Consider the following 12150-nt stretch of genomic DNA (forward strand, 5'->3'; position numbering starts at 1 on the left):
GCAGCCCGCGGCCTCGTTTTCCCGCGATCATATCCCCCGTCATTTTCCCTTCAGCGCCTGCTCCAGTTCCTCGATACGGCGCAGCAGCACGAGCGCCAGCGCCAGGCCGTTGCGGTCGAGCTGGAAGTCGTCGCGCAGGCGGCGCGCCCGGCGCACCGTCACCACGTGGTGCAGGTGGAAGGCCTGCGCCGATTCGTCGGCGGCGTCGAGGATGCCGCTCTGCACTAGGTCGGCCACTTCCTCCAGCGACAGGCCGGAGACTTCCGCCAGATGATCGATGCTGCAGGTGCCGGCATCGTTGAGCCAGACCGATTCGGTGACCGTGAGCTTCATGCCTTGCCTCCGCCAAACGCTGTCTTGAAGCGGCCGCGCGGATCGAATGCCGATGCCGTCTTCAGTTGTTCATACGTCTGCTTTTCCTGCGCCGACACCGTCTTCGGCACCTCGATCTTCACCACCGCATAGAGGTCGCCCGGCGTGCCGTTCGGCGCCGGCAGGCCGCGTCCGGACAGGCGCAGCTTCTGGCCGGCGGTGGTGCCGGGCCGGATGACGAGCTCCACCGGACCGGCCAGGGTCGGGATCTGCACCGTGCCGCCCAGCACCGCTTCCCACGGCGCCAGCGGCAGCTCGATGGTCAGGTCGCGGCCTTCCACCTTGTACCAGGGATGCGGGATGATCTTCAGCGCAATGTAGAGGTCGCCCGCCTTGCCGCCGTTCAAGCCCTGGCCGCCCTTGCGCGCCAGCCGCAGCCGCTGGCCGTCGATCGCGCCTTTGGGCACGGTGACGCGGAAGGTGCGCGGCACCCGGTGCAGCAGCCCCTGCGCATCGTACTCCGGCAGTTCCAGCCGCACGTCGATCTCGGCGCCGGAAAAGCTCTGCTCCAGCGTGATCGGCTCCACCACCTCGTAATCCTGGCCCGGCATCGCGAAATGCTGCCGTCCGCGCGTGCCGCCGGCGCCGCCTCCGCGCCGGCCGGCGGAGAAAGCGGAAAGAATGTCGGCCAGGTCGACGTCCTCGAATGCGCCCTCGCCGGCGTGGAAATGCTGCTGCCAGTCGGGCGGCGGGGTGAAGTCGGCGCCGGCGCCCACGCCCTGCCGGTTGAGGCTGTCGCGCAGCTGGTCGTACTCCTGGCGCTTGTCGGCATCCTTCAAGGTGCCGTAGGCCTCGGCGATGTCCTTGAATTTCTCCTCGCCGGCCGGGTCCTTGGAGATGTCGGGATGGTACTTGTGCGCCAGCTTGCGGTAAGCCTGCTTGATCTGGTCCGGCGTGGCCGACGCGTCCACGCCAAGAATGTCGTAGTAATCCTTGAATTTCATGGAGGTCCTGTCAGAAATCGATAACGGTTAGACCCAATATAGGGCCTGATCGCGCCGTGCCAACCGGACAGGAGGTTCCGGCTCGAGTGCATCAAGCAACCGATTGCCGCCGGAAAACCTCAGCCCGCCGGATGCGGAAATTCCCAGCCCGCCGCCATCGTCCCGGACGCAGCGCGGCGCATGGCTGCCGACCTCGCCGGCCTTGTCGACGAAGATCACGTCGATGCCCTTCATCTCCCGCGCCAGCGAAACGGCGCCTGCGCCGAAGGGAAGGAGTTCATGCCGAGGGCGAGAGTCCGCATGCAGGAAGCGCGGTTGCAGCAACCCCTCGTTCACCTGAATCCTCACCTCACCACCACCCCCCAGGGCAACTCCCCCACCGGCACTTCCTTCACCACCTGGTTGCTCCGCGTATCGATCACCGACACCGAATTCGAGCGGCCGTTGGCGACGTACAGCTTCCCGCCGTCCGGCGAGATATCCATGTTCCACGGCCGCTTGCCGACCGGGACCGTGGCCAGGACCTGATTGCTGGCGGCGTCGATCGCCGACACCGTGCCGTCCTTGCCGTTGGAAACGAACACCCGCCTGCCGTCCGGCGCCACCGTCACGCCGTTGGAGAAATTGCCGGCCTTGATCTGCGCCGCGACCTTCTGCGCCGGCACGTCGATCACGTAGACGGTGCTGGCGATCTCGGCGGCGACGAAGGCCTTGCTGCCGTCCGGCAGGAAGCCGATGCCGCGCGGCCGGTCGCCGAGGGTGATGGACTTGACCTGCTCGCGCCTGGCCACATCAACGATGTCGATGGAATCGGCCTCCTCGGCACTGACGTAGAGCCACTTGCCGTCCGGGCTGAACACCGCATGCTCCGGGTTCTTGCCCTGGGTCTTGACGCTGAAGGCCTTCTTGTTGGTCGCGGTGGAGACGAAGGTCACGCTGTTGCTGACTTCGCTCGCCGCCACCACCCAGTCGCCGGCGGGCGAGATGCTCACGCCTTCCGGCGATTCGCCCAGGTCGATCCGCTCCACCACCTCGCCCTGGTCGGCATCGATCACCAGCAGCGCATTGCTGGTCTGGTCGCTGACGTAGATGCGCTTGCCGTCCTTGCTGGCGGTGATGCCGCGCGGCTTCTTGCCGGCGGGGATGGTCTTCACCACCGCGTCGGTGGCGACGTCGATCACCGATACCGTGCCGGATTTCTCGTTCGGCACGTAGGCGAAGGGCGCGGCGCACGCGCCGGCTGCCGCGCCGGCCAGCGCAGCGGCCAGGAGGATGGGTTTGAGTGTCATCGCGATGTCTCCATGCTTGTTGTTTCATGCGGCGGCAACGGCCAGCGCAGGCAAAAGCGCCTCAAAACTGCGTGCGCAGGCCGACGAACAGGCGGCGCCCGGCGGCCGGTTCGTAGAAGCGGCGGTTGCCGTCGTTGACGATGACCGAGCCGGCGTACTGGCGGTCGAACACATTGTCGAGGCGGCCGTACAGGAACATCCGCGACGGGCCGGCGCGGAATTCGTAGGCGCCGCGCAGGTTGAAAATCGCGTAGCCGGGCGCCGCCTCGCTGTTGATGTCATTGACGTAGACCTTGCTGTCGAGGCGCATCTCGGCGCCGACGGTGGCCTGCTGCGTCGGCTTGAATTCGACCTGGGTGGAAAGGCTATGCGCCGGCACGCCGGGCAGGCGATTGCCGGCGGCCACCGCACCGTTCTGCACATTGACGTAAGCCTTGCCGAACTGGGCATCGAGATAGGTATAGGCGACGCGGGTGCTCACCTGCCCCCAGCCGGATTGCAGCGACAGCTCCAGGCCGCGGCGCTTCACTTCGTCCACGTTCTGGTAGACGGTGCGGCCGTTCAGGGTGGACAGCGGCACGATCTCGTCCTGGCTGGTGGCGTCGAACAGCGCCAGGTCGGCGACGTGGCGGCCGCTGCGGTATTTCGCGCCGATCTCGCCCTGCAGGCTGCGCGAGGCGCGCAGCGAGAGGTTGGGTCCGGGGCTGGCAGTGGCGGTGCTGCGATAAGCCGACTCGGCCAGGGTCGGCGTCTCGAAGCCGCGGCCGATGTTGCCGTAGAAATTGAGGTCCTCGCGCGCATACCAGACCAGGCCGAGCACCGGGCTGGTATTGCGGTAATCCACCGTGCCGTTGTTGACCGGGGTCAGGCGGTCGTCGATATTGAGCCGCACCCGGCTGCTGCGCACGCCGGCGCTGGCCTTCCACTGCGGCAGGAAGGTCCAGTCCAGCTGGCCGAAGAAGTCGGTGTTCTGCGCCTTGTCCAGCTCGCTGCGGCTGATCGCGCCCGGCGTGCCGTTGACGTTGTTGAAGCCGCGTCGCTCCTGGTCGAGGCGATCGGATTCCACGCCCACCGTCCAGTTCAGCGGCATGCCGTTGACGCTGGTCTTGCGGGTCCAGCTGAGGCCGGCGCCGCCGTAGGAATTATCCAGGTCGACCACGCCGTTGGCCGCCAGCGCCAGGGTCTGGAACACCTGCCTCGTGCCGGCGTAGACGCGGGCATTGATGGTGTCGCTGGCCGACAGGCGCTGTTCCAGCACCACGCCGCCCTGGTGCTGGCGAATGGTCTTGCGTGTGTTGAAGGTGAGCGCCGGCTGCACCACCTGGCGCGGGTTCTGATCGAACTGCGCCCGGGTCAGGCCGAGCGGATCTTGTGCCAGCGGCTGGTCGAACACATTGAAGACCCCGGTGAGGGTGGTGTCGGACGAAGGCCTGGCCACCAGCTTCGCATTGAGCTGGTTGCGCCGCGCCGCGCTGTGGTCGCGGTAGCCGTCGGTGGCGTACTGCGACACATCGAGCAGGCCGCCGATCACATCATTGCCGCCGGCGATGCTGCCTTCGATCTGCGTCTGGTTGTAGCTGCCGGCGCCGGCGGAGGCGCCGAGATGCACCCGGCCGTCGGTGGGCGGATCGGCGGTGAATACCTGCACCACGCCGCCGGCCGCATTGCCGTACAGCTGGGCCACCGGGCCGCGCAGCACCTCGATGCGCTTGGCCGAGGTCAGGCTGGCGGTGGCGGCCTGGCCCTGGCCGTCGGGCTGGGTGGCGGGAATGCCGTCGATCAGGATGCGCACCCCGCGCACGCCGAAGGTGGAGCGGGAGCCGAAGCCGCGCACCGAGATCTGCAGGTCCTGCGCATAGTTCTGCCGTTCGCGCGCCTGAATGCCGGGCACCACCGACAGCAGCTCCGACATGTTCACCAGCGGCGAACCGAGGCGCAGCGGATCGACCGGCACCGCGTCGATGGAGGCCGGCGTATCGAAGCGGCGCTGCTCGCTGCGGTTGGCGGTGACGACCACGTCTTCGAGCTGCTTGGGATTGGCATCGGCGTTTTGGGCCGCTGCGACGCCGGCGCAGCTCAGCGTCAGCAGGAACGCGGCGCCCTGCATGGTCGTCAGGATGGTGGGCTGGCCGGTTGCCGGCGTCGAAGTGCTCATGAGTGTTGCGTCTCCCTGATGTTTTGTGATGCTCGCGCTGCCGGCGGGCAGCAAGGAGCATGCCGTCACGCTCGATGGCGCGGCGTCGTGGCAACGATTGTACCGGAGGCCACGCCTGTCGTTGACGGAGAGGGAACAAGCCGCAAAAGCTTATGCAGTCCGGTGCTCCATTTTGTGACAGTGCTGTTGAAGGCTGGTAGGCAACCCGACGCAAGCTTGATTTTTTTCAGCCTTTGCTCCCGCCAATGCACGATCCGCGTGTCGGCATGGAATTTCCGAAAAACGCGCTTCGGAGACGACCCGCCGGCCGCCATCGTGCGCCGTGCACAAGGCGCCGCTGGTGACGCATGCGTGGTACTGCATGGGGGTGGGTTTGGTGAAGCTGGAGCGGATCGAGGCAATTTCGACGTCGCTCTGCAGCGGAGGGAAGGTCGTGATGGGCTTGCATGCCTGACCGGCTCCGCCGGCGTGGAGCAGTGCTCCCTCCCACGACCGGGCCTCCATGCCCGGTTGGCTCCGCCGCCTGCTCCGTCCCAGCTACACCCGCCTCAACCGCTCCGCCACTTCCAGCAATCTCGGCCTCACCTCCTCCAGCAAGAACTCCCGCTTCAAACTGAACGCCGGCCCGCCGCAGTTGATGCTGAACACCCCCTGCCCGTTCGCAGGCCGGAACGCCACTGCGATCGCATTCACGTCCGCCTGCCAGTCGCCGAAGGAGGTGCAGCAGCCGAGCGTGCGGTACTCTTCCAGGGAACGCTGCACGCCTTCCTGGATCGACGGCCAGCGGTACTCGTCCGCTTCGCGCACCCGCTCCAGGATCTCGCTGCGTTCCGCCTCCGGCGCACCGGCGAGGTAGGCCCGGCCCATCGCGGTAAGCGCAATCGGGATGCGGGCGCCGACGTCGAGCCGTAGCGTGAGCGCCGCCTGGCTGCGGCAGTTCTCGACATAGATCATGCTCAACCGGTCACGCATGCCGAGCGAAACGGTGGCGTGGGAAAAGTCGGCCAGCTCCTGCATCCAGGGCCGGGCCAGCTGGCGGATGTCCAGCTTGGACAGCATGGCGCTGCCCAGCGCCAGCGAGGCGGTGCCGAGGCGGTACTTGCCGATGTCGCCGTCGTAGTCGAGGTAGCCGAGCTTGGTGAGGGTATAGGTCAGGCGCGACACGGTGGATTTCGGCAGGCGGCTGCGGTCGGCCAGTTCCTGGTTGCCGAGCATCTTTTCCCCGGAGCGGAAGCAGGAAAGGATTTCCAGTCCGCGCGCCAGCGCCGTCACGAAATGCCGGTCTTCCTTGGCATTCGACTTCGGCGCGTCCTGCGCCGCGGCCTCATCCTCGAGGAGCGCTTCCTCTTGCCGTCGCGCGCCGCCGGTGGGCTGATTCGCCATGCTGGTTTCCTTCCGCGATTACGATTGCCTGGCAGCGGCGGCGCGACGCCGCAGCTCCATCTTCATGACCTTGCCGGTGGCCGCCGCCGGCAGCTGGTCGAGAATGATGATCTCCGACGGCTGCTTGTAGGGCGAAAGATTGTCGCGCAGGTAGGCGCGCAGCGCATCCAGGTCGATGGCCGCGCCCTGCGCCGGCTCGACGAAGGCCACCACTTCCTCGTTGCCTTCCACCGGCCGGCCCACCACCGCCGACTGCACCACCTCCGGATAGGCGTTGAGCACCTGCTCCACTTCCACCGGATAGACGTTGAAGCCGGAGCGGATGATCAGCTCCTTGCTGCGGCCGACGATATGGACAGCGCCGTCGGCCTCGATGCGCGCCAGGTCGCCGGTGCGCAGCCAGCCGTCCTCGGTGACGGCCTGGGCGGTCTGCACCGGGTCGCGGTAGTAGCCGAGCATGACGTTCGGGCCGCGCACCCAGAGTTCGCCGACGCCGTCCGGGTCTTTCTCCGCCTCGTGCAGCCGGATCTCGATGCCCGGCACCGGCAGGCCGACCGAGCAGTCGCTGCGCGGGGAATCGCCGCGCGTCTGGCAGATGGAGGGCGAGGCTTCCGTCATGCCGTAGCCGTTCTGAAGCGGGATGCCGAACAGGCGCTCGAAACCCTGCTTCAGCGGCAGCGTCAGCGGCGCGCCGCCGGACTGGGCCAGGCGCAGGCGCGGCGCCGCAATGCGGTTGCCTTGCGTCTCGCCGTATTCGATCAGCTTGGCGTACATCGCCGGCGCGCCGTGCAGGATGCTGACGCCCTCGGCCAGCGCCCGCACCAGGTCCGGCACCTGGAAGCGCGCCGCCAGCTGCACCGCCGCGCCGCCCAGCAGCGAAGCCACCAGCACCGAGGACAGGCCGTACACATGCGACAGCGGCAGCACCGCATAGACCTTGTCGCCCGGCGCCAGCTTGCGCAGGCGGGCGCTGTTGCCGGCAACGAAGAGAATGTTGGCATGGGTCAGCATCACCGCCTTCGGTGCGCCGGTGGTGCCAGAGGTGTACACCAGGGCCGCGACCTGCCTCGCGCCGTCTTCCTGCACCGGCTCCGGTTCGGCCGTCTCGTTGAGCGGACCGAGCAGCACTTCGCCGATGCCTGGCAACGCGACGGGCTGAGCGCCGCGGGCTTCGCCATGGGCCTGGGCCGCCGGCGAGGCGGCGCCGAAATACAGGGCACGGCGCGCGCCCGAATGCTGGAGGAAATTGTCGATCTCGCGCGCCGAGAGGCGGGCATTGACGGTGGCGGACCAGGCATCGATGCGGCTGGCGGCGAGGATGCAGACCGCCAGCGCCACCGAATTCTCGCCGACAAGCAGCAAGCGGTCGCCGGGCCGCACCCCGGCCTCGGTGAAGCGCCCCGCGACCGCTTCGACGGCGGCGGCAAGCTCGGCATAACTCAGGCCGATGGCGGCGTCGGCCAGCGCCGGCGCGCCGGGATGGCTGGCCGCCCAGCGTTGAAGGGATTCGTGGATGCGGCGCGGCGTGGCAGCCTGTTGCGCGTCCTGATACATTGGATCTCCTCGTTCTGTCTGCCGGAATTGACGGCTTTGTCTCGCTTCAGAGCCTTGAACTGGCTCCAGTGGAAAATGATGATGTCATAGCAGCATGTGAAAATCAATGAAAACGCAGAATTATGTTCTGCATTGCAGAACTGCATTACCTAGGTTGAATCGTTTGCACGGGGTTCATCATCCAGCGCCTTCTCTGCCATTTCTTTCATAATTTAAGCCGGCAGGACAGCATCGCCGGTTGCCTTGACAGCACGAAGACGCAATAATACAGTTCCATTTCACGATATTTAATTCTGCACAGCAGAATTGGCGCCAACAGCAAAGAGGAGACATCGATGCAAGCTGCCATTCGTCCGGAAGCGACTTCCCCGGAGGTCGTCGTCGGCCTCATCGGCTGCGGTGTCATGGGCCGCGGCATCGCCCAGATCGCCGCCCTGGCCGGTGCCACCGTCCGTCTGACCGATTCCCGCGAAGGCGCGGCCGAAGCCGCCAAGACGGAGCTGATGGCCACCTTCCGCAAGCTCGCCGAGCGCGGCAAGCTGAACGCGGCGGCCGTCGATGCCGCCGCCGCCCGCCTGCATCCCTGCAAGGGCCTGCCTGAGCTCGCCGGCTGCCACATGGTGGTGGAAGCCATCGTGGAAGACCTCAACGCCAAGAAGGCGCTGTTCGCCACGCTGGAGAACCTGCTCGGCGCCGACGTCATCCTCGCCACCAACACCTCTTCCCTGTCGGTCACGGCCATTGCCGCCGGCCTGAAGCATCCGGAACGGGTGGCCGGCTTCCACTTCTTCAACCCGGTGCCGCTGATGAAGATCGTCGAGTGCATCGGCGGCCTGCTCACCGACGATTCGGTGGTCGATTACCTGCTCGCCCTCGGCACGCACTGGGGTCACGTGGCGGTGCGCGCCAAGGACACCCCCGGCTTCATCGTCAACCATGCCGGCCGCGGCTACGGCACGGAAGGCCTGCGTCTGCTGGCGGAAAACGTCGCCACCGTTCCGGCGCTGGACGCCATCCTGCGCGACACCGCCGGCTTCCGTCTCGGCCCCTGCGAGCTGATGGATCTCACCGGCCTCGACGTGTCGCACCCGGTGATGGAATCGATTTACCAGCAATACTATGAAGAGCCGCGCTTTCGCCCGCAGGGCCTGACGCGCCAGATGCTGGCCGCCGGCACCCTCGGCCGCAAGACCAGCCACGGCTTCTACCGCTACGATGCCGAGGGCAAGAAGCAGCCGATTCCCGAGAAGGAACAGGCCAGCGAGATGCCCTCCTCGGTCTGGCTCAGCCGCGAGAGTCCGGAACTGGCCGAGCGCATCGCCGCCCTGGTGGCCGCCGCCGGCGTGCCGCTGGAGAGCAACGAACTGCCCTCGCCCGACGCGCTGTGCATCGTCACGCCGCTCGGCGACGATGCCACCACCTGCTGCGTGCGCGAAGGCCTGGATGCGCGCCGCACCGTCGGCGTGGAAGCGCTGTTCGACGCCAGCAAGCGCCGCGTGGTGATGACCACCCCCGCCACCGAGGCCGGCGCCGTGGCCATGGCCTGCGGCCTGTTCGGCGCCAGCGGCATCCCGGTCTCGGTGGTGCGCGACAGCGCCGGCCTGGTGACGCAGCGCGTGGTGGCCCACATCATCAACATCGCCTGCGAGATAGCGCAGCAGGGCATCGCCGCGCCGCAGGACATCGACCGCGCCGTCACCCTCGGCCTCGGCTACCCGGTCGGCCCGCTGGCCTGGGGCGACAGGCTCGGCCCGATGATGGTGCTGACCATCCTGAAGAATCTGCAGGAACAGACCGGCGACAGCCGCTACCGCCCCAGCCCCTGGCTGCAGCGCCGCGCCCTGCTCGGCCTGCCGCTGCTGCAGCAGGAAATCTGACCCCGCCATTCACGCTCATTCACGCATTCGAATCCTCACCGGAGACACACATGACACAGAAAGCGCAGTTCCACTGGGATGATCCGCTGCTGCTGGACCAGCAGCTCACCGACGAAGAGCGCATGGTGCGGGATGCCGCCAATGCCTATTGCCAGGACAAGCTGCAGCCGCGCGTGCTGGAAGCCTTCCGCCACGAGACCACCGATCCGGCCATCTTCCGCGAGATGGGCGAACTCGGCCTGCTCGGCCCGACCATCCCCGAGCAGTACGGCGGCCCCGGCCTGAACTACGTCAGCTATGGCCTGATCGCGCGCGAAGTCGAGCGCGTCGATTCCGGCTACCGCTCGATGATGAGCGTGCAATCCTCGCTGGTGATGGTGCCGATCTTCGAATTCGGCACCGAGGCCCAGCGCCAGAAATACCTGCCGAAGCTCGCCACCGGCGAGTGGATAGGCTGCTTCGGCCTGACCGAGCCCAACCACGGTTCCGACCCCGGCTCCATGGTCACCCGCGCGCGCAAGGTGCCGGGCGGCTACAGCCTCACCGGCGCCAAGATGTGGATCTCCAATTCGCCGATCGCCGACGTGTTCGTGGTGTGGGCCAAGGATGACGAAGGCGCCATCCGCGGCTTCGTGCTGGAGAAGGGCATGAAGGGCCTGTCGGCCCCGGCGATAAAGGGCAAGTTCGGCCTGCGCGCCTCCATCACCGGGGAGATCGTGATGGACGAAGTGTTCTGCCCGGAAGAGAACGCCTTCCCGGAAGTGCGCGGCCTGAAGGGTCCGTTCACCTGCCTGAACTCGGCCCGCTACGGCATCGCCTGGGGCGCGCTCGGCGCCGCCGAAGCCTGCTGGCATACCGCGCGCCAGTACGTGATCGACCGCAAGCAGTTCGGCAAGCCGCTCGCCGCCAATCAGCTGGTGCAGAAGAAGCTGGCCGACATGCAGACCGAGATCACGCTCGGCCTGCAGGGCTGCCTGCGCCTGGGCCGCATGAAGGATGAAGGCACGGCGGCGGTGGCGATCACGTCGATCATGAAGCGCAATTCCTGCGGCAAGGCGCTGGACGTGGCGCGCATGGCGCGCGACATGCTGGGCGGCAACGGCATCTCCGACGAGTTCGGCGTGATCCGCCACATGGTGAACCTGGAAGTGGTCAACACCTATGAAGGCACGCACGACATCCACGCCCTGATCCTGGGCCGCGAGCAGACCGGCATCGCCGCGTTTTAAGTTTCAGGCAGGCAGCGGGCGAAGATCTCCGCCCGCTCGGGAAACGGGCTTGCCGATCTGCGGCCCGTTTTCCTGTCCGCCCTGCCCGACCACCCATCCACGACCCGCAACACAACGCCGTCCGGAGACACCCGCATGGACCTGAACTTCACTCCCGAGGAAAACGCCTTCCGCCAGGAAGTGCGCGACTTCCTCGCGCAATCGCTTCCCGCCGACATCCGCCACAAGGTGATCAACGGCATGATCCTGGAGCGCGACGATTACGTGCGCTGGCAGAAGATCCTGCATGCGAAGGGCTGGGGCGGTCCTTCCTGGAAGCGCGACTTCGGCGGAACCGGCTGGAGCGCCACCGAGCAGTACATCTTCGAGGAAGAAGCGGCAGCCGCCGGCGCGCCGCGCGCCATTCCCTTCGGCCTGAAGATGGTGGCGCCGGTGATGATGCAGTACGGCTCGCCGGGACAGCAGCAGCGCTTCCTGCCGAGCATCCTGTCGGCCGACGAATGGTGGTGCCAGGGCTATTCGGAGCCGGGCGCCGGCTCCGACCTCGCATCGCTCAAGACCCGCGCCGTGCGCGAGGGCGACCACTACATCGTCAACGGCCAGAAGACCTGGACCACCCAGGGCCAGTACGCCGACTGGATGTTCTGCCTGGTGCGCACCGACCCGGAAGCCAAGCCGCAGCGCGGCATCTCCTTCCTGCTGATCGACATGAAGACGCCCGGCATCACCGTGCGCCCGATCATCACCATGGATGGCGCGCATGAGGTGAACGAGGTCTGGCTGGAGGATGTGAAGGTGCCGGTGGAGAACCGCATCGGCGAGGAGAACGCCGGCTGGACCTATGCCAAGTTCCTGCTCGGCCATGAGCGCACCAACATCGCCGGCATCGGCATCGCCAAGCGCGAGCTGGCGCGCCTGAAGCGCATCGCGGCGCTGGAGACCAAGCATGGCAGGCCGCTGATCAAGGACCCGCTGTTCGCTGCCCGCATCGCGCAGATCGAGATCGACCTGACGGCGCTGGAGATCACCAACCTGCGCGTGCTGTCGGCCGAAGCCGCGCACCGCGCGCCGGGGCCGGAAGCCTCGATCCTGAAGATCAAGGGCACCGAGCTGCAGCAGGCCATCACCGAGATGCTGGTGCAGGTGGCCGGCCCCTATGCACTGCAGCTGCGGCGCGAGGCGATGGCGGCCGGCTACCAGGGCGACCCGGTGGGGCCGTTCTACAGCGTGCCGCTGGCGGCCAACTACCTGAACATGCGCAAGCTGTCGATCTACGGCGGCTCCAACGAAATCCAGAAGAACATCATCGCGCAGATGATTCTCGGCCTGTAAGCGGGAGGAACGATC

General features: G+C 67.0%; 10 protein-coding genes. 3 read left to right on the forward strand and 7 right to left on the reverse strand.

The window, feature by feature from the left end; translation table 11 throughout:
• Positions 1–39: 39 nt before the first annotated feature.
• The 7 genes from CHB88_RS06055 to CHB88_RS06085 all read right to left on the reverse strand — a co-directional run bounded on the left by CHB88_RS06055 (position 40) and on the right by CHB88_RS06085 (position 7697).
• Positions 40–333 carry a chaperone modulator CbpM gene (locus tag CHB88_RS06055; RefSeq protein ID WP_089398371.1) on the reverse strand — a complete coding sequence of 98 codons (294 nt, stop codon included), beginning with the start codon at positions 331–333 and terminating at the stop codon, positions 40–42.
• Positions 330–1316 (reverse strand): DnaJ C-terminal domain-containing protein, encoded by a 987-nt coding sequence (locus CHB88_RS06060; RefSeq protein ID WP_089398372.1) that lies wholly within the window; start codon positions 1314–1316, stop codon positions 330–332. The genes CHB88_RS06055 and CHB88_RS06060 overlap by 4 nt, the downstream gene beginning before the upstream one ends.
• 27 nt (positions 1317–1343) lie before the next feature.
• Positions 1344–1550 carry a hypothetical protein gene (locus CHB88_RS06065; protein ID WP_143131137.1) on the reverse strand — a complete coding sequence of 69 codons (207 nt, stop codon included), beginning with the start codon at positions 1548–1550 and terminating at the stop codon, positions 1344–1346.
• A 110-nt stretch (positions 1551–1660) separates the two neighbouring features.
• A complete protein-coding gene (locus CHB88_RS06070) occupies positions 1661–2605 on the reverse strand; it encodes a YVTN family beta-propeller repeat protein (protein ID WP_089398374.1) in 945 nt (314 codons plus the stop codon).
• A gap of 61 nt (positions 2606–2666) precedes the next feature.
• Positions 2667–4760 (reverse strand): TonB-dependent receptor family protein, encoded by a 2094-nt coding sequence (locus tag CHB88_RS06075; RefSeq protein ID WP_245844765.1) that lies wholly within the window; start codon positions 4758–4760, stop codon positions 2667–2669.
• Positions 4761–5297: 537 nt separating this feature from the next.
• A complete protein-coding gene (locus CHB88_RS06080) occupies positions 5298–6143 on the reverse strand; it encodes an IclR family transcriptional regulator (RefSeq protein ID WP_089398375.1) in 846 nt (281 codons plus the stop codon).
• Between the two features lie 18 nt (positions 6144–6161).
• Positions 6162–7697: a class I adenylate-forming enzyme family protein gene (locus CHB88_RS06085; protein ID WP_089398376.1), complete on the reverse strand. Its 1536-nt coding sequence runs from the start codon at positions 7695–7697 to the stop codon at positions 6162–6164.
• A gap of 335 nt (positions 7698–8032) precedes the next feature.
• Here CHB88_RS06085 and CHB88_RS06090 point away from each other — a divergent pair, with 335 nt between their 5' ends.
• The 3 genes from CHB88_RS06090 (at position 8033) to CHB88_RS06100 (ending at position 12135) form a co-directional block, all read left to right on the forward strand.
• On the forward strand, positions 8033–9574 hold the full coding sequence (locus CHB88_RS06090; protein ID WP_089398377.1) for a 3-hydroxyacyl-CoA dehydrogenase: 1542 nt from the start codon (positions 8033–8035) through the stop codon (positions 9572–9574).
• A 50-nt stretch (positions 9575–9624) separates the two neighbouring features.
• On the forward strand, positions 9625–10803 hold the full coding sequence (locus CHB88_RS06095; RefSeq protein WP_089398378.1) for an acyl-CoA dehydrogenase: 1179 nt from the start codon (positions 9625–9627) through the stop codon (positions 10801–10803).
• Between the two features lie 135 nt (positions 10804–10938).
• A complete protein-coding gene (locus CHB88_RS06100; RefSeq protein WP_089398379.1) occupies positions 10939–12135 on the forward strand; it encodes an acyl-CoA dehydrogenase family protein in 1197 nt (398 codons plus the stop codon).
• Positions 12136–12150 lie beyond the last annotated feature (15 nt).

This window comes from Noviherbaspirillum humi (assembly GCF_900188095.1).
GTDB lineage: Bacteria > Pseudomonadota > Gammaproteobacteria > Burkholderiales > Burkholderiaceae_D > Noviherbaspirillum > Noviherbaspirillum humi.

Bases quoted from the DNA above. Each gene is read 5' to 3' on its own strand.
- CHB88_RS06055 (WP_089398371.1), bottom strand. From the start codon at position 333: ATGAAGCTCACGGTCACCGAATCGGTCTGGCTCAACGATGCCGGCACC.
- CHB88_RS06060 (WP_089398372.1), bottom strand. From the start codon at position 1,316: ATGAAATTCAAGGATTACTACGACATTCTTGGCGTGGACGCGTCGGCC.
- CHB88_RS06065 (WP_143131137.1), bottom strand. From the start codon at position 1,550: ATGAAGGGCATCGACGTGATCTTCGTCGACAAGGCCGGCGAGGTCGGC.
- CHB88_RS06070 (WP_089398374.1), bottom strand. From the start codon at position 2,605: ATGACACTCAAACCCATCCTCCTGGCCGCTGCGCTGGCCGGCGCGGCA.
- CHB88_RS06075 (WP_245844765.1), bottom strand. From the start codon at position 4,760: ATGAGCACTTCGACGCCGGCAACCGGCCAGCCCACCATCCTGACGACC.
- CHB88_RS06080 (WP_089398375.1), bottom strand. From the start codon at position 6,143: ATGGCGAATCAGCCCACCGGCGGCGCGCGACGGCAAGAGGAAGCGCTC.
- CHB88_RS06085 (WP_089398376.1), bottom strand. From the start codon at position 7,697: ATGTATCAGGACGCGCAACAGGCTGCCACGCCGCGCCGCATCCACGAA.
- CHB88_RS06090 (WP_089398377.1), top strand. From the start codon at position 8,033: ATGCAAGCTGCCATTCGTCCGGAAGCGACTTCCCCGGAGGTCGTCGTC.
- CHB88_RS06095 (WP_089398378.1), top strand. From the start codon at position 9,625: ATGACACAGAAAGCGCAGTTCCACTGGGATGATCCGCTGCTGCTGGAC.
- CHB88_RS06100 (WP_089398379.1), top strand. From the start codon at position 10,939: ATGGACCTGAACTTCACTCCCGAGGAAAACGCCTTCCGCCAGGAAGTG.